Origin of the sequence: Agrobacterium sp. DSM 25558, assembly GCF_900100825.1 — a bacterium.
Classification (GTDB): Bacteria; Pseudomonadota; Alphaproteobacteria; order Rhizobiales; family Rhizobiaceae; genus Agrobacterium.
This window is the reverse complement of the sequence record NZ_FMUD01000013.1, coordinates 17,632-35,364: the sequence shown is the minus strand read 5'-3', so window position 1 is coordinate 35,364 and position 17,733 is coordinate 17,632. Positions and strand designations below refer to the sequence as shown.

The window sequence follows — 17,733 nt, the reverse complement described above, 5'->3', positions numbered from 1 at the left end:
CCATGCCGATCAAGCTGACAAAATTTGCCTTTGCGTCGCTGACAATCCTCTTTCTCATCGCGCCCCTTATTGCCATCATGCCGCTTGCCTTCACCCCAAGCGTCATTCTTACCTACCCCATTCCTTCATGGTCGCTGCGCTGGTTCGAAGAATTGCTCACAGCAGATGCCTGGCGGCGGGCGATCATCAACAGCTTCATCATAGGTACCGGCACCACGTTGCTTGCAACGGTTCTCGGCACGGCAGCGTCGCTTGGCCTGCGCAATCGCCTGCTGTTCTTTCGTGGAACGATACGGACTCTATTCCTGCTGCCGATGGTGGTGCCTGCCGTGGTTCTGGGCGTTGGCATGCAGGTCCTGTTGGCACGCTTCGGCCTGACGAACAGCTATGTGGGCGTGATTATTGCCCACACCGTGGTGGCAGTCCCTTTTGTCGTGGTCAGCGTGACGGGCGCACTGTCCGGTATCGACGCGCGCATTGAACTGGCGGCCCAGAGCCTTGGTGCGGCACCCACCACGGTCTTTCGACGCGTAACCCTGCCCCTCGCCATGCCCGGCGTGCTTTCCGGTGCCGTGCTGGCCTTCGCAACCTCCCTGGATGAAGTGGTCCTCACCCTCTTCGTTGCCGGTCCCAACCAACGCACCCTCGCCCGGCAGATGTTTTCCAGCATCCGTGAAAATATCAGCCCGGCCATTGCTGCAGCCGCATTCCTGTTCATCGTGATGACGATTCTGATCGGCCTGATCGTGATTATGTCACGTCTGGCGCTGGCAAAGCGGCGTTAGTTCGGCGTTTTAGAGAGCGTTGGAGAATGCTTTCGTTGTTTCCCGTCACCGACGAGAGGCGGCATCCTGTTTCTGACATATTTGCCCGTCTTTGTGCACAGTCAGGCAATAGGGGGAATCGCATATGGGTATTTTTGACGCTCTTTTAGGTAATGGATCGACCGTTGACCCATCCGATTTGAGCAAACGTCTCAATGGCGTGCTGATCGATGGAGAAGAACCACAGCTGGCCTTTAAGGTCATTCGTGATTTCTTCGTGTTCACGCAACATCGTGTCATTCTCGTCGACATTCAGGGCATCACGGGCAGCAAGGTCGACTATACGTCGATACCCTATCGCGCTATCACCCGGTTCTCTGTTGAAACCGCAGGAACATTCGATCTGGACTCAGAGCTCAAGATTTGGGTTTCCGGATCAAGTACACCCATCGGCAAGACCCTGAAAAAGGGGACCGATGTCCGCGGCATCCAGCGCGCACTCGCAACAGGCGTTCTGAGATAGCTCGCCATCTCAAAATAGCCAGGACGCTTTAGCGCGTAGCCGGTGCCGGGTCACGCTTGGTTTGTCGGTAAACACCTTGCGGATTTTTCGAGGCGATCGACTTGTAGATTTCCGCAGTTCTCAAACCGATGGTCCGCCAATCATATTTCGACAAGATTCTGGAGCTCTGGTGTTGTGACATGCTCTCCACAGGCGCGTTTTCCATTTTTTTCTGGAGCAGTTCGGCCAGCCTTTCGATATTTCCGAGCGGAAAATACGAGCTGTTATCAAGTGCCAGACCAAGATTTGCCTCGATGTCACTGGCAAGAACCGGAAGTCCGTGCGCCATGGCCTCAAGAAGCGCGATTGGCATTCCCTCGTGGCTCGACGGCAGAACAAAAAGCCCCGAATTCGCGAAAAGACTGGCGAGCTTGCGCCCTGACTGAACGCCGGTGAGCACAACACCGGCTGTGGATTTGGCACGGGCCTTGATAGCAGCGACATAATCACTGTCCAGATCGCCGCCGCCGACCAAAACCAGTTTGGTATCTTTCAAGTTCGTTCTGGCAAAGGCTTCGATGAGATCCAATTGACGTTTCTCAGCGACGAGACGAGCCACCAAAAGGATATAGCGTCCCTTTTGCAAGCCAAATTCCTGTAGAACGCTGTCTTCCAGATTTGTCGTATCAACCTTGACGCCGTTGGGAATAAAATGAACGGTTGACTGGAAATCCTTCTGCATTCGGTCTGCGATATGTTTCGCAATTGCAATGCGCGCGTGGGAAAACCTCATGCCCGCCCACTCTCCAAGCTGCAATATCCGCTTCTCGAACGAGTTCCACTTTTCCCGATCATAGTCATAACCATGATGGGTGAAAACGACCCTTAAGCCGAGCAGACGTGCGAGTGGCGCGACCAGAGAAGGGCCAACGGCATGAATGTGGACGATATCCGGGTTGAGACGCCTTGCTTTGACCAGAGCAAGCGCCGTGTGGACAATAGCTTCCAGGCGTGTGCTGCGGGGTGCCCAAAGCGGGTGAACGGTAATACCGCGCCACACATAAGGTTGGGTGTCGGCAACATAATTCTTGCGGGCAAAGACGTGAACATCAGCGCCAAGGTCCACCAGGTTGGATACGAGCTGCTCAACATGTGTCTCAACGCCGCCCTGCACATCTGGTATTCCACGCAGACCGATCATGCAGATGCGCATGGAATCCAGCATATGGACCTGTTCATGGTGGGGACGAACGCTTCCACTCGCATCAAGCTTCGGCTGAGATTTTACCGTAGAGACATGATTCATAGCGCCCTCCTAATTCATATTAGAACATTAGGATATAATAACTTAAATTGGCGCGGAGGCGAGTCTTTTCGGAATTTGATCGTTTCGTACTGTTGGCATAGTAAACGGCGCAGTTGCACCAAACCCAAACACTAAGCGGAAACCTTCGACTCAGTATTATCCTCGCGCCTAATATACCTATACCCAAGGTTGACCATTGGCTTCTCCAAATAGTCATAGACGAGCACTGAGATCAGGAGGGTCAACACGAGACTGATGATCCCGATCGGAAAATCAGCCCAAGTGCCGGTGAGCGGCAGAAACGCGAACACCAAAAGCGCGGCTATGCCGTGGAAAAGATAGATTGAGTAGCTGAGCGCCCCCAGACGCGACAGGGTGGCATTGTGTGGCGCGCTCGTTTTGACGGAAACCACAAAGACACATAGGGCGGCCAGGTAACTCGTTAAAATCGGCAGAGTGCCAACCAAGAAGAAGCCATCTTGCCGCGAAAGTGAGAAGTCACCGATGGTGAGGAGAACGACCGCCTGCACCAGCAACACGCAGGCGCTGCCGATGAAAGCACCCGGGAGTTTATCCACCAGCGTCATCCGTAAAAGCAGTCCGAGATAAAGAAAGGACACATGCAGACTGAGGTACTGTACCGGCATCGCGACACCAACGGAGCGCAAAAGAATGGGAATAGCAGTCGCTGACGCAAGTAAAATCGCAAAAACCGCAACAATCCCTGGGCGATACAGAAAACCCAACGCAAAAAGGCCTGCAGACAGGACGTAGAATAGGATCTCGATTGTCAACGTCCAGTAGGCCCCTGATATCCATGGCTGACGGAAGACAGCAGGGAGCATGGTCATGTTCGCGAGAAAAGTCGGCAAAGACGGCCATTGACCATGCATTGCAGAGGCGACGGCAAGGCAGGCCAGAGCCAACCACATTGCGGGAAACAGTCGGAAAAAACGCGAGACTGCAAAGCGATGAAGCGGGTTGGTACCCTTGATACTGAAGGGAACCACAAACCCGCTGATGAGAAAGAACAGAACCACGCCGAAGCGGCCTGCATCGAAATACGAGACACTAAATGTCGCGACGTAATAGGCGATGCCCTGCGGATTGGTCGCTTCGTGAATGATATCTCCGAAGAAGTGTTGAACCACCACCGATAGGGCGGCGATGGCACGAAGCGCATCAATGTTTTCATACCGATTGGCCGGTTTGCGCGAATTGCCCTGATCAATAATGACCGTAATGGGAGCGGTCGATCCGCCTGCTGTGCCTTCTGAAGACTGCATCGAACCACGCCTTTTCGTTGAAATGATTGCAGGAAATGCCGCTCAACCGCCGCATGCAAATAAATCATATAGAAGTAAATTCTAAAATAACTAAGTCCGCTTTAAAATTGTAAGCCTCCGACACCACGTATGGTCGACGGCGTAGACTTATTTTTAACTCCAAGCTGCATGGATATGGGATGCCGATTTTCTTACGGAATTTGCTTTTCACGCTGACAGGCGCTGTGATCTTGATCGGGGTGTGGGCAAAACACCGGCTGTTGGGCTATCGGAAACCGAACACCGTATCGGCCGATGACAGAGATGCACGCATCGACTATGTCCACGACGTTGTGCAATCATGGCTGCGATTTCTGCCTCCCGATGTTTCCGTCAGGGGGCGCTCGGTTCTGGAACTCGGACCCGGATCGTCACTGGCAACAGGTGCGCTGTTGCTGGCACATGGTGCGCAAACCTATACAGCGGTCGATGCCTTCGCACTGGCAGCCGACGAAACGGCAGAGTTTCCCCGTGACGCCATTGCCTGCTTTAATGGCGATCTGAAACAGGACGACATCGAGATCGCGCAGGCGGCACTACAAGGCGCATCATCCAATTTTCAGTATCATGTGGATGCCGGTTTTAATATTCCTGCGCTGTGCCAGAAGAAAACCTTCGATCTTATTCTCAGTTGCGCTGCCTTCGAACATTTCGATGCCATCGAAACAACGATCGATGGTTTGACCAAGGTCGCGCGGAGCGGCTGCGTCAGCCTGCATATCGTCGATCTTCAGACCCACACGAACGCCATTCGTCAGCGGGATCCCAATAACATCTATCGCTTCCCGACATGGCTCTACTCTCTGCTTGCCTTCCCCGGCCAACCAAACCGCAAGCGGCCCATAGACTATGTCCACGCATTCGAGCGAAATGGTTGGGTGGATGTTCACGTCATAGCGGCGAAATCCATCCCCGAAGACCAACGTAAGAAGCTGATGGCAGGGCTTGCAAAGCCATTCGACACGCCAGAGATGGACATGCATATGCTGGATGCGGTCGTCATCAGCCGCTACCCTTGAATATGATCAGGGTCGAACACCAAGCTCCCTATAGAGCGTAGTCGTTCGATCAAGATAAGCGGCTTGCGAAAACTCCTCCTGGACCCACAGACGACCGCTTCTGCCCATTTCCTGCCGCATGCTTTTGGACAGTTCGTCCATCGAGGTCAAAACTCGGGCCAGATCATCAGGATTGGACGATTTTGCTATCAGTCCGGTTTTTCCAGCTTGGATCAGTTCGGGAATACCACCGATATTGGTTCCGATAACGGGGCGGCCCAGCGCATAGGCCTCAAGGAGGCTGACGGGGGCATTTTCATACCACTCTGACGGCAGAACCAGCGCTTTTGCACCCGCAATGGCCTCGTGAAGCGCCTGACCGGTGAGGTATCCCAGAAACTCGACATCAGCCCCGACTTGCTGTGCCAAAGAACGTAAATCTGCTTCATCCGGTCCCGTACCCGCGATCCGCAGACGCTGCCCGGATATTCCCGCAGCCTTGATCAAAGTCGCAATGCCCTTTTCGGGTGCCAGACGTCCTGCGAACAGGAAATAATCACCCTCATCCACCGTCACGGGGCGTTCACTGATCGACTGTTCTACGAAGTTTGGAATGTAAACCAGCTGGTCGGCACGCCATCCCCATTCCATCAGCTTCGCCTGATAAAATCGGCTTGGGACGATGATCTTGTCTATATAATGGCGATAAAGACCAAGTACCCGGTGAACAGCGGTTTCCACCATGACGACGCCACTCAAAGCAACGGACTCTTTCATGCAACGATTGACCAGAACATTGTAGATTCTGCCACCTTTGCATTTCTCGCAGATGCCTTTTGGTGAAAGCATCTTGTAAGCAGGACAGGCAAGTTTCAGGTCGTGTGCCGTCAAGACCGTCGGTATTCCCTTTTGCTTTAAAAGCGGAAATATCGACGGGGAGATATGGTGGTAGACATTGTGCGCATGAGCAATATCGGGCCGCACCTGATCGATCAGGCTGCTTAGGCTTGCACGCGCTTTTCGCGAATAGATGACCTCCAGACTGTGCTCCACTTTCTTGAGCAGCCCACCCTGATTGCCGAACTCAATTTCCGGCACGAAGTGTGAAGACCAATCTGAATGAAGATTGTTCGGATGCTGCATCGAAAACGGAACGGCCCGCCAGCCAGCACGCTCGAACATATCGATCTGGTCAAGGAAGATCGCTTCCGCCCCGCCCCGCCGGTAGAAGTAATTGTTGATTGCGAGCAACGTGTTCCCCATCCCGCCGCTCCTCAATCGTTTATGTGCTGGAGGGCGTCACGCACCGGTAAAACGAGACAGCCTTTTGAGACAGCGTAGCGCACCAGCGTGGAAAAAGTACCGGGCGTACAGCCGTAGGGGGTCGGCGTTTCGCTGATGTCGTGGGTGAAGAAAACAAGCCAGCCAGGCTCTGCGACGACAGCATCGATCTGGCTGGTTAGAAAGAGCGCGTCGGTTTCGGGCTGTCTGATCTCCATTCCCCAAAGATAGGATCGATTGACCACTCCGCGATTGATACGATCTCCGCCGCCGCGGGCTGTTGCGTATCGTTTTGCAAAAACCTTACGGTGACGAAGTGAGCCCTGATTGTAAGGATAGGCAAAGCTCCGCTGATCTATATCTGGATCAAACCCATCAAGCAGTTCCGCATTCCGGTCTAAGTCTTCTTGCAGCTCTGCTCCCGTCACCGTACCGACGGCCTTATGAGCAAAGGTATGACACCCGATTTCATGCCCGGCCTCGGCCAACGACCTGCATCCTTGCGCGGAAATCAACTCCCGGTCTGGCTCCCTTTTCCCCAAAAGGCCTCCCGCAATATAAAATGTCCCTCGGACATCATTATCCTCCAAAATACGCGCCCCGGCGGAATGCGCCGTTTCCGGAACATCATCGAATGTGAAGGAAACGATAGGGCGTGTGCACGTTACGTTCAAAGTGGAAACTGGCAGGGCCCGCACGGCTCTTTCCACCAGCCGTTCCCGCACGTATCTCAGCTTCGGCCAAACTTCAGACAGCACCGGCATGTTTTCGCTCCCACATGTCTTTTCTGTTGTTGACGAGGTTCATTCGAGACTGCATCTCCAATCCAAAAATGGACACCAGCAGGAAAAAGCAGATCGGGCTACCACTCTGGAAAAAGATGACCTCCAGACAGCCCGCATAGATAACGTAAAGCCATACACGCATGAACAGGCGCGACAGAGCCGGACTGTTTGAAGCTGCACCCAGCCTTCCGACAGCGCGCAAAGGCACGAAAATGACCAGTGCGACGGTGAGCATCAGCCCAGGAATCCCGGTTGTCAGAAGTGCGTCGACATAGGCATTGTGTCCGTTGAACGCCTTCACTGCCCAGGTTTCCAGACCGGCGGAACTTTGGGTGATATCCGTGGTCTGCCAGAAACCTTGAAAGCCGTAACCCAGAATGGGTGACTGAGCGATGGCGTCAAACGCGATCTTCCAGATATCGGTTCTGTTCGTGAAGGTTGGGTCCACACCGAGCGACGCGATCAGACCGCGAAAGCCTTCCGAAAGGGCTGCTCCCAGCGCCAGCAGGTTGAACGCCAGAATACCGCCCACCGCGATTGGCCATCTGCTCCAGCGAAACTTCTCGAATATCCATTGGAGAGTGAGGATCAGAGGCAGCATCGCCGTGGAGGATTTTCCGCCTGTCTGAATCAGAAAGAAGACCGACAAGATAACGATGGCCAGACCGCTTTTTTTCCAGCCGACGCTACGAAGGTACAATCCGAAAAAAGCTGCAACGAGCATAACGGCTGCGGCCAGGTTTTTATGGGAATACTGCCCTCTCCAAAAACCCGCATTCATCGGCTCGATGAGTTCGGTCGGCTGGTGGATGGAAAGTGTGGGCAAAAAAATTACACCGAAATAAGCGATCCCAAGCGTGATTGCGGTGCCTATCATAAGAAGGCGGGAAAACTGCTGTTCCGAGCGAGGCAGCAGGAGGAACATGCCTGCATTGGCGCAGGTCAATATAGCGAGGATCGTTCGCTTGATTGCGTCCGTGGGATGGCTTGAAAGCCCGGACGAAATCAGAAACCAGGAGAAAAGCGCAATGACAAGAATTTGCGGCTGGCAGATTTGTGATCGCAACGGATGGGTAATGGCGGCATAGATCGTCAACACCGTCAGCGCCAGGAATGTTAGCTGGTTGATGGCATTGGAACCGCCCGTGGCATCTGAGCCGCTGGCTTCCACGGTGACGAGATCGACAAACGGATTGGTGGTTATCCAGAAAAACAGAAAAAGCCCCATGAAGACCAAGGTCCTGATCTTCTGTTGCATGTCTGTCTTTTCGCGTCCCAATGCCGTGGTTGCAGCCATCAGCTTGCCCGCTCAAAGCGCCAGTTGTTTTGCCGAAGGAGCACGAAAAGACGTGTCGACAGGACCGATATCACGCCGAGTATCAGGCCGGCGATGAGACCACCGATCGCCAATAGCAAAGTCGGCGGTGGCCAGCTTCGTTTTTCAGGCGGCACCGGCTCTGTGACAATTCGCAGATTGGAGACGCTGATCTGTTGCTGCTCGCTGGTTTCACCGACGCGTTTGAGGAATGTATCGTAAAGCGCTGCCTTTGCCTGGCTGTTACGCTCCAGCTCCTGCAGCTGAACCTGTGAGTTATCGTCGGTCGAAACACGCTTCTGCGCCTCTTCCAGCTGCGCCCGCAGCGTCGTCACGGAATTTTCCGCCTGATCCAGATCGACCTGAATGGCCTGTAGCGACCGTTCGGTTTCCCGCGCCATCTCCGCACGAAGCGTGCCGAGCTGCGCACGTGTGCTGACCAGCTTCGGATAGCGCGCACCGTAGGTCAGCGCCAGTTCCTCATACTGCTGCTTGAGCACGCTGTATTGGGACCGAAGCGTAACGAGGGTGGGTGAGTCCAATGTATCGGCGGGGACCACGCCATCGGCGATCGGCTGGCTGAGTTTCCTGTAGCGCGACTGTACATCGGATAGACGCGACGAGGCTTCATTCAAAAGTGTGTTCAACTGCGAGACGCTTTGAATGTTGACCGATCCGGTGCCTCCCAGATTCTGGAGATTGTTGTTCTGACGGAACTGCACAACAGCATTTGCAGCCTGCGTGACCGCCAGCCTCAATTCTTCAAGCCGATTGGAAAGTGCGACGCTGGCGTTTTTTGCAAGATCGGTCTGGGTTGCCTCAAGCTCTTCCCGGAAAGACTGCGCCAAAGTGGAAAGCACGGCAACGGAGCGCTCAGGGTCGCGCGTCCAAAGACTGATGGAGACGAGGTAGGTTCCGCCTTGCCGCGCGACCTTGATACGTTTGGCAAGGTTGCGCATGGCGACGACCACACCGTCATCTGCGGCGGCTGGCGGCGTGGGCTTGAGCCAATCGAACATGCCTTCTTCGGTATCTGCCGCGGAATTAAACTCAGGCAGTTGATGAAGGTTCTGCCGCTCGACCGTCCTACGCAGCACGTTTCCTGATGTGATCAAAAGCAGCTTGCTGGAAATATCCAGAATTTGTGCGTCGCTCTGAATGTTTGGCGTCGTTAACTCGTTGGGTACCACCTGCCCCGTGGGCGGCGGCAAAAGAATATCCATGCTGGACGCATAACGCGGCTTGACGGCAAGGCCAAAACCGACCGCCAGGACACCACCCACAAGTGCAAAAATCGCGATAATAAGTAGGCCGCGCCTTAGCCAATCGAACAGCTTTGCGGGCGTTATCAAGGAATCCACAGATGTAAAACCTCTCGCATGAGCGTTCGCGCGGGGCGACGCATCATCAAAAACGGGTCTCGCCCGCTTCTCGCTTGGGTACTCATACATGCGTTACCGTAACCCCTATATCAATCAAAACGAAACGTTTTCATTATATACGATCTTACTAAATCACATAGTCCGCTGATAAATCGTTTACAGCACATCCATTTTTGCGGCATGGAGATAAACGAAATGATGACCAGCGGGAAAAAGGACAAGCCACGGTTGATAGGGATGTTGCTGTCCTACAGCGCGTCCTCGGCCAGCCTGTTGATCGCCAACGCGGCACAACTCGTCACTTTCGCAATTCTTGCACGGTCATTCGGGGCAGAAGAATTCGGTCGTTATGTCGCTTTCATCGCCATCACCAGCATCGCCGTGCATCTGTGCGGGCTTGGCGCATCCGAATGCCTTGTCCGACGCGTACCACAGGACCCAACCTGTTTTCCGCGCATTTTCGGCCACAATCTTATCCTGACTTTGGCAAGTGGCGCTGTGTTGGTGGCGTTGGGAACCACCATTTTGCCGGAGTTCATCACCTTTGGTGAATCCACGGCGCGAAGTGTCTGGACTACGTTCCAACTGGTCTTGACCAATGTCGTGCTGGTTCGATTGATCATGCTGGGAGAAAGCATCTTTCTCGCGCACTCGAGATACGGTGCGGCCAACGCGTCTGTTGTCGGCTTTGCCTTCATTCGCACCGCGGTGGCAGCCCTTGCCTGCCTTGTATTTCAGGTCGAGACCGTTGAAAGCTGGGCGACATGGCAGCTTGCCGCGCACGTTTTTACCCTTGTTCTCTATGCCTATTTCGCATTTCGCATCGGTCGTCCTCAATATGTTATCGAGCGCGATGAAATCCGCCTTGGACTGCTGTTTGCAACACCCTTCATCTTCCGTGCCATCAGGCAGAATGTCGACTTGCTCGTATTGGGTTTTGTGGCCGGAGCCGACGTCGTGGGAAGCTATGGCGTAGCGCGCAGAATTACCGACAGCAGCTACATGGCCATCGATGCCCTGAACCGGCTCGTTTATCCGCGGCTTGCGGTCGCCAGCATGTCCGGTATCCACAACGCTTTCCGGTTGACGATCCGCATACTGGGCGTCGCTCTCGCCCTTGGCCTCATTGCTGCGATTATGATCTTCATTTCCGCGTCTTTCATGCCTTTGATTTTCGGGCCGGAATATGTGTCTCTACCGCACTTCCTGCGGATCATGGCGTGGCTGATCGTTTTTGTTGCCGTCTGGTCCATTGCCGTCGATTTGCTGGGAGCGGCGGGTCAGCATTCGTCACGCGCCTGGGTTCTCAACCTGTCCAACGGCATCGGTGCCATCCTTATCGGTCTGGCAGCATGGGCTTGGCCGCCCTACGGCATTTTCATTGCCGGATACACAATTGAGCTGAGCATCGTCATAGCCGCATGGATTGTCGTGAAAATCCATGTCGCACGCTCACTAGCAAAAAGTCAGGAGGTGAAGGCATGACATCGGATCAGCCAACCAAGATCAGACCTGCCGAACCAGCTGATGTGCCCCAGATCGCCGCTCTGTTCACATCCGTTTTTCGCAAACGCTCCAAGCCGGACATGGGCGACGTGAACGCCTATATGTCGGAACTCCTGTTCTCACACCCCAACTATGAGCCCGAAAACGGAACCATGGTCTCTGCAGATGGCTCCGGCAGCGTGAAGAGCGCGCTCATCATTTTGCCCCTGACCTATAGAATTGGGGAAGAGACCCTGATCGCCCGGTTGGCTTGTGCCTTTATGGCCGCCGAAGATGCCAATCCTCGCAGCATTGCCGCACTCATTTTTCAGCTGCGTCCTAAGGCCAGTCAGATCAGCTTTTCCGACAGCGCGGCACCTGTCAGCATCTCTCACATGAAAGCGATCGGCGGTATCGAGCTGCCGGTTCAGGGACTGAGATGGTACAAAGTTTTCAAACCCATCACCGCTGCCGGTGGTTACATGAGACGCCGTATTTCATCACGGCTGCCTTTCAAGCTCGGCGCAGGCCCGTTGCCAAAGCCTTCATCCCTCGTCAGCACACCATATGCCTCCAGCTATAGCGTCACCGAAGCCACGCCTGACGGTTACGCAACCAGTGCCAATCGATTTCTGGCTAATTATGGGGTGGCACCCGTTTACACCGCTGGCGACCTTGAGTGGACGATCAAGATGTCGAGCGGCCCAAGCGGTCGTGGCAAGCTTGTTCTTGCGCAGGTGCATGATGAGAACGGAGACATATGCGGTGTCTTTTCCTTCGTCGGTGCCGTTGGCGGTGAAGCCCAGATACTCGATCTTCTCGCGCAAAACGGAAAGCAGGACGAGGTGCTCGACACAACCCTTGCAGCTTTGAAAGACGCCGGTTTTGCATTCGTTTCGGCACAGGTCAGACCGGAGATGATACCGTCATTATCGAAGCATCACAGCATCTGGTATCGTCATATAACCGGCGTCTCCGCGGCGTCCCGTTCAAACGAATTCAAACAGGCAATGCAGAACGGCCAGGCCTATGTGGGTGGTATCGCAGGCGAAAGCTGGAGCAGGCTGGTTCGCGATTTCTACTAACCTAATTACGCTCCACGAGAAAATAGGTCGTGGGACCACTTGGTACGTCATTGGTAAGAGTGATCGCTTCTCCCCCGTTGGTAGTGATGAGCACAGGATGGACACGCCCATCCAGACCTATTGGAGAAATGTTGACGTCACTGCCGGTTTCAAAGTGGAGACCAATATCCATACGGCGGATCATCACAGGTAAACGCCCGAAATCTTCGATGATCCGTTCTTCTGCATCACGGAACTTCATGTTGGTGTTGTGAGCGTCCGAAGCCAGGATGAGCAGCATCCTCTTGCTCTGTTCCAATGGCTGCCCATCCAGCGAAGAGATCGCGAATAGTCCCCGCCCGTTTGCAGCCTGCACTGTTGCAAAACCCAGATCGAAAGGTGCATCGATTTTGTCGAAGGCGAGTGCCTCCGTCATGGGTGAGCGCAGGGCCAAGGTTTTTTCCGGAGCATCCAGCTGCAATTCCTGGGTCTGGCTTAAAACATGACCCGCTTCTAGATCGGCGGGGTGCCACATCTGCAACTCTCCGCGTTGCTTTAGTTGCGAAACGATGCCCTCAGGTGTTTGGCCGTCACGCACTGCTGCAACCGAAATCGCGTCTTCCTGATGCTCTTGCTGCGATTGCAGGCCAATTGCGCCGAGCAAGCCGAGACGGGTCAGCATCTCCGGTTCCATGTCGTTGATGCCTTGAGGCAGACCCGACTGGCCATTGATCAGAAACGGTATGCGTAGCGCTGCAGATTTCATGTCCCCACGGCGGAAAACCAGCGCGGCAAGCGTTTCACCAGCCCGGGCGACCGGATCAAGTGCTATCGCATAGGGAAGCATCTGCTTCTTGTGCGGAAAATCCTCGCCATAGGAGAGGACAATCGGGCCATGAGCGTGTCTGCAAAGCACATCCCAATCCTGCAAAGCAGCAAAGGCTGGCGCAGCCAGACCGGCCTCGTACCGGTAGGGATTCCAGAAGAGGTGATCATACTCGGTAACGAAGAAGGGACGCCCCAACCAGCGCGCAGCGCCTATTGTTCTGAGATAAAGCAGCCCGTCTTCCAACGAGCTTTTGTCCTGAATTTCCGTGCCGGGAGCATAGGAATTGACCCAGTCCTGATAGGTGTTCATGGCAACCGCATCCTGAATGCTGCGAGTGATGCCTGTCTGGATCGTTGGCCAGTTGTTGTAGGGGAGGACAATGCCCTGGAAACCGAGGTCGCGGAGCGACTGCGTCGTCTTGGCTGTTTCCCCCTGCTCCACATCGATGAAAAAGGATTGCAGATCGCGCATACGCTCGCTGCGCTCATAGCGGTTGGTCGGCAGAGCAATAGACCGATCGTCCAGATTGCCCTCGGTCAGCCAACGACCCCACTTTTGAATGAGCGGCTCCGACGTACCGTATTTTTGGACAAGCCACGCATCGAACAGCGGTTTGAGACGCTCGGAAAACGGCGCACCGCGCTCACTTTCCTGCATCATAGAGTCGAATTCCAGTCCGTTTTCATTGAACGGAACTATTGCCACCAGCGCAGGATCGCGACTGGGCGCAATGCCGGTGTAAGGATTGACGTTTGCGAGAAACATCTTCTGGAACTTGAGCCAATGATCGAAGTCGGCCTCATCGATCTGGACCCCCAGCTTGAGATCACCCTTCACCTCCCATCGATCATTGAACCCGCCATAAGCACCACGAGAGGAGCTAAGACCGTCCATGATCCAGTAGATGCCATTCCGTTTCAACGCTGCCATCAGATAATGAATGCGATCCAGGACCTCCGGATTGATGTCGAAATCATTTGACCTACCTTCCATCAAGGCCGCGTCTACATAGTGGAACCGCGCAATATTATAGCCGTGCATCTTCAACTGAGCGGCATAAAGATCTGCCGTTTGATGATCCGGAAAGCCTCCAGACGCTGGGCTCCAAGCAAGTGAAGCGCAGAGAAACCGAAGCGGCGTCTCACGGTCTTCAACCGTCGCCAGCTTTCCGGCAGAGTTGATGACGATGCGGGCAGTGTCATCGATTGGCGGGTTTTGCAGTATACCGGAAAAGTCCAGCGGGCTCCCCGGTTGAACCTCAAGCGATGTCTCTCGCACTGAAAGCCAATCGGCAGCAGAAGCGGGCTGACAAACCAGCAGGCAGGCGACCAGACTGGTAAAAAAGGCAGTTTTCATCAGGATTTTAACAACCTGCTTTCAATCCATTTATCCGGCGGCTGACGAGCCCCGAAGAAGCCAAGCGGTAATGCAGCAGCGTGAAAGCACCACGCTACAACGGCATAAAATCCCAGAGACAGGCTTTTTTGCTTGATGCTCATAAGAACAACGGGAAGCAGAAGGGCGGCGAGGAAAACAACAAATCCCCACACATTATAGAAGCCCGCAATCAGGCAACCCAGCAGGATCACCCACCATAGATAGACACCGAACCATAATCGGATTTCCGAAAGTTCGTCTGTCAAAGCCTTGAACCTGGACTGTTCCGATCCCGCGCGTAGGAGCTCTCCCACGCCCCGCAGATATTTCGAAGACCAGCGACGGGTCAGCAGCACATAGGAGTTGATGCTATGGCCGAAGTGATCCACGAAACGCCTATCCATACGGTAGAGCGTCCAACCACGCATGCGAAGGCGTTGCCCGAGATCGAACTCCTCGTAACCGTGGAGGTTACGGTCAGAGAAATAGCCGACTTCTTCAATTGCCGCTCGTCGGTAGAGCCCACCGCCATTCAAGCGATCAAGAACACCGCTGCGGTTTTCAGGCGCATTTCTCTGGACTCGTCGGGTGAATTCAAGGTTGTCGAGGTTGACCTCGTTCACGTGACCGCTGACACCCGCCACCTTCAGGTTTTCGCGCAGATAATCCAAAGCAGCAGGCAAGAACGCCGCGTCCAGCAACATGTCTCCATCCATCAGGCAGATGAACTCACCCTTGCTATACTGAAAACCAAGCTGGGGACCAACGCCGCAACTCGGCTTGGCCGGCGCTTGAATTTGCGCGATGATAACCGGGTATCCGGACGCTATTTCAACGGTTCTGTCACGTGATCCGCTATCGGCGACGATAATCTCGCCCTCCAGACCCGCAAGCGCCGTCATGACGCTTTCGATAGCGGCACCAATCCGCTTTTCTTCATTAAGCGTTTTAAGGATGACCGATATTTTCAAATCAAAATCCTGCAACCAAGAAGCGATGCTCCAAGATTACACGTTCCTGCTGAAACGTATATCAAACTTTTCTTAAATGCTTAATGTTGCCCTCCCGCAGATAGATGCATGCTACGACGCCTCTATCTGACAGAGCTCGCTACGTTCCTATCGTGTTCCTTGCAGCAAACTCGCCTCATCGGAAACAATTGCGACGGCTTCATCGCGCAACACGTCCTTTGCGTTTTTCCGCGCATTTTCAATTGCCAGATTGGCACTCAAACTACGCTCATTTGCTTGCAGACCATCGTCTTCATTCCGAAGCATACCGTCATCTGCCTGCTCACGCGCCTTGAGGCGGTTCGTCAGCTCCGTCATTTCATTTCTGCGCTCAGCCTCATTGAGAGAGATAGTGCGCTTTTCACGCTGGGTCTTGAGATCGGCGACATCCTCGACAAATCGCTGAAAGGCCTTGTCGTTTTTGATCCGGTCGTCGTGACGGCTTCTCAGCTGTGGCAGCAGCTTGGCCATATTGTCGTTTGCTGCATATCTCGCCGGCTTAATCTGATCGAATGGCAAGGCGTTGTCATAACTGGACTCACCAAGAGTTTTTGGGTCCGAAAGGCCAGGCAGGCTGATGTCTGGCGTCACACCACGCAACTGTGTCGTGCCACCATCGATTCGGAAGAACTGCGCGATGGTCAATTTCAACTGGCCGAGCTCAGGCTTGCTGTTGCGCGCCACTTGGTCAAGGTCAACCACCGTCTGTACGGTGCCTTTACCAAAGCTTGGTTCACCAATGATCACGCCACGACCGTAATCCTGAATTGCCGCCGCAAAAATTTCAGACGCTGAAGCTGAACCACGATTGATCAAAACGCCCACGGGGCCAGCCCAGGCGGGCTTAGAGAGATCGTCACTTTCGACCTTGATCTTGCCTTCCGCGTCACGTTGCTGAACGATAGGGCCTTTGCCAACGAATAGACCCGTCAAATCAATCGCTTCAGCGAGAGAACCGCCACCATTATCGCGAAGGTCGATCAAGACACCATCGACATCGTCCTGTTTCAGTTCGCCAAGCAGCTTGGCCACATCGCGGCTTGCGCTTCTGTAATTCTTATCGCCCTTTCGACGTGCGTCGAAATCCTCGTAGAACGTCGGTAGCGTAATAACCCCAACCTTGTGCGTGACGCCGTCTTTCACGACAGGCACGACGGACTTCTGCGCGGCCTGCTTTTCAAGGCTTACCTTGTCTCGTACAAGGCTGATGACACGATGGTTTGCGCTCTGCCCCGCGTCGGCTGGCAAAATATCCAGGCGTACGACGGAATCCTTTTCGCCGCGTATCATCTGTACGACTTCATCAAGACGAGTGCCGACGACTTCTTTTACGGCACCATCCTCGCCCTGACCGACACCAATGATACGATCCCCAACCGCTAACTTGCCGGATAATTGCGCCGGACCACCGGCAACCAACTCACGGATCGTGGTGTAACCATCGCGCTCCTGCAACACGGCACCGATGCCGACCAGCGAGAGCTTCATCGAAATGTCGAACTCATTGGAAGCTGCGGCGCTGAAATAGTCGGTATGCGGGTCTACCGCCGTCGTATAGGCGGCCATAAATGTCTGGAATACATCGTCGCTTTTGTAGGGATAAACGCGGTCCAGAATATTTTTATATCGTTTGTCCAGCGTATCGCGAATGGCTGTGTCGGCTTGACCCGCCAGCTTCAAACGCAACCAGTCGCTTTTGACCCGCTTGCGCCAAAGCTCATTGCTTTGCGCATTCGACTGTGCCCAAGGCGCGTCGTCACGAGACAGAGGGTAGTCTTCCTTGACGCTGAAATCGAAGCCTTGCTTCAGCAGGCTGCGCGCATAGGTCATACGATCCACAACCCGTTGCGTGTAGACATTGAAAATCGAGAATGGAATTTTGAGATCTTCACCCAGAATTGCATCATCGATGCTGGTGCGGCCTACCATGAACTTGTCGATGTCGGACTGCATGAACAGCATCCGATCCGGGTCGAGGGATTTGATAAACTTGTCCATGATTTTTGCCGACAAGGCATCATCCAGCGGAACCGGCTTATAGGCGTATCGTCCGAGAAACTGCGCGCTCAGACTGGCCGCAGCAGCCTGGCTTTTTGACGGTGCCAAAACAGGGGGTGCCGCAGGCTCTTGAGAAAAAGCTGAAGACGCGACCAACAAAATTAAGCCAACAAAACCGTACTTCATGCGCATCCAGCATTATTCCTTATGGGCAGCCTGAACTATTTGCATCATCGTAAAGAGCAAATACGATATTTTCTCAAGCGTGGATGCCCCTTTTGTCTTAAATCCAGCAATTGTGATCGTCCAAGC

The 17,733-nt window shown here is 54.1% G+C and carries 14 protein-coding genes; 5 read left to right on the top strand and 9 right to left on the bottom strand.

Annotation, left to right across the window (positions count from 1 at the left end):
- The first annotated feature begins 2 nt into the window (after window positions 1–2).
- Window positions 3–785, top strand: coding sequence for an ABC transporter permease (locus tag DSM25558_RS12840; protein WP_077105160.1), 783 nt, complete (start codon window positions 3–5; stop codon window positions 783–785).
- A 124-nt stretch (window positions 786–909) separates the two neighbouring features.
- Window positions 910–1,287 carry a PH domain-containing protein gene (locus tag DSM25558_RS12835; RefSeq protein WP_077105159.1) on the top strand — a complete coding sequence of 126 codons (378 nt, stop codon included), beginning with the start codon at window positions 910–912 and terminating at the stop codon, window positions 1,285–1,287.
- A 28-nt stretch (window positions 1,288–1,315) separates the two neighbouring features.
- On the opposite strand, the gene DSM25558_RS12830 is transcribed toward DSM25558_RS12835, so the two are convergent.
- A complete protein-coding gene (locus DSM25558_RS12830) occupies window positions 1,316–2,572 on the bottom strand; it encodes a glycosyltransferase family 4 protein (RefSeq protein WP_083716439.1) in 1,257 nt (418 codons plus the stop codon).
- 131 nt (window positions 2,573–2,703) lie between these two features.
- Entirely contained in the window at window positions 2,704–3,858 is a 1,155-nt protein-coding gene (locus DSM25558_RS12825; RefSeq protein ID WP_083716438.1) for an acyltransferase family protein, read from the bottom strand.
- A gap of 179 nt (window positions 3,859–4,037) precedes the next feature.
- On the opposite strand from DSM25558_RS12825, the gene DSM25558_RS12820 reads away from it, so the two are divergent.
- Window positions 4,038–4,916 carry a methyltransferase domain-containing protein gene (locus DSM25558_RS12820; protein ID WP_077105157.1) on the top strand — a complete coding sequence of 293 codons (879 nt, stop codon included), beginning with the start codon at window positions 4,038–4,040 and terminating at the stop codon, window positions 4,914–4,916.
- 6 nt (window positions 4,917–4,922) lie between these two features.
- Here DSM25558_RS12820 and DSM25558_RS12815 read toward each other — a convergent pair whose 3' ends face one another.
- From DSM25558_RS12815 to DSM25558_RS12800, 4 genes are read right to left on the bottom strand one after another with little or no spacing between them, the layout of a single operon-like run.
- Window positions 4,923–6,158, bottom strand: coding sequence for a glycosyltransferase family 4 protein (locus tag DSM25558_RS12815; RefSeq protein WP_077105156.1), 1,236 nt, complete (start codon window positions 6,156–6,158; stop codon window positions 4,923–4,925).
- Between the two features lie 11 nt (window positions 6,159–6,169).
- The gene (locus tag DSM25558_RS12810; protein ID WP_077105155.1) at window positions 6,170–6,940 is read right to left on the bottom strand and encodes a polysaccharide deacetylase family protein; all 771 of its coding nucleotides are present in this window, start codon (window positions 6,938–6,940) and stop codon (window positions 6,170–6,172) included.
- Window positions 6,924–8,258: an O-antigen ligase family protein gene (locus DSM25558_RS12805; RefSeq protein WP_077105154.1), complete on the bottom strand. Its 1,335-nt coding sequence runs from the start codon at window positions 8,256–8,258 to the stop codon at window positions 6,924–6,926. The genes DSM25558_RS12810 and DSM25558_RS12805 overlap by 17 nt, the downstream gene beginning before the upstream one ends.
- Window positions 8,258–9,637, bottom strand: coding sequence for a GumC family protein (locus DSM25558_RS12800; protein ID WP_077105153.1), 1,380 nt, complete (start codon window positions 9,635–9,637; stop codon window positions 8,258–8,260). The genes DSM25558_RS12805 and DSM25558_RS12800 overlap by 1 nt, the downstream gene beginning before the upstream one ends.
- Window positions 9,638–9,853: 216 nt before the next feature.
- On the opposite strand from DSM25558_RS12800, the gene DSM25558_RS12795 reads away from it, so the two are divergent.
- Together DSM25558_RS12795 and DSM25558_RS12790 are read left to right on the top strand one after the other, a co-directional pair.
- Window positions 9,854–11,143 carry a lipopolysaccharide biosynthesis protein gene (locus DSM25558_RS12795; protein ID WP_244554184.1) on the top strand — a complete coding sequence of 430 codons (1,290 nt, stop codon included), beginning with the start codon at window positions 9,854–9,856 and terminating at the stop codon, window positions 11,141–11,143.
- A complete protein-coding gene (locus tag DSM25558_RS12790; RefSeq protein ID WP_077105152.1) occupies window positions 11,140–12,228 on the top strand; it encodes a hypothetical protein in 1,089 nt (362 codons plus the stop codon). The genes DSM25558_RS12795 and DSM25558_RS12790 overlap by 4 nt, the downstream gene beginning before the upstream one ends.
- Window position 12,229: 1 nt before the next feature.
- Here the strand turns inward: DSM25558_RS12790 and DSM25558_RS12785 are convergent, their stop codons facing one another.
- The 3 genes from DSM25558_RS12785 to DSM25558_RS12775 form a co-directional block, all read right to left on the bottom strand.
- A complete protein-coding gene (locus DSM25558_RS12785; protein ID WP_077105151.1) occupies window positions 12,230–14,392 on the bottom strand; it encodes a glycoside hydrolase in 2,163 nt (720 codons plus the stop codon).
- Window positions 14,392–15,384 carry a glycosyltransferase family 2 protein gene (locus DSM25558_RS12780; RefSeq protein WP_077105235.1) on the bottom strand — a complete coding sequence of 331 codons (993 nt, stop codon included), beginning with the start codon at window positions 15,382–15,384 and terminating at the stop codon, window positions 14,392–14,394. The genes DSM25558_RS12785 and DSM25558_RS12780 overlap by 1 nt, the downstream gene beginning before the upstream one ends.
- A gap of 147 nt (window positions 15,385–15,531) precedes the next feature.
- The gene (locus tag DSM25558_RS12775) at window positions 15,532–17,613 is read right to left on the bottom strand and encodes a carboxy terminal-processing peptidase (protein WP_077105150.1); all 2,082 of its coding nucleotides are present in this window, start codon (window positions 17,611–17,613) and stop codon (window positions 15,532–15,534) included.
- Between the last annotated feature and the right edge of the window lie 120 nt (window positions 17,614–17,733).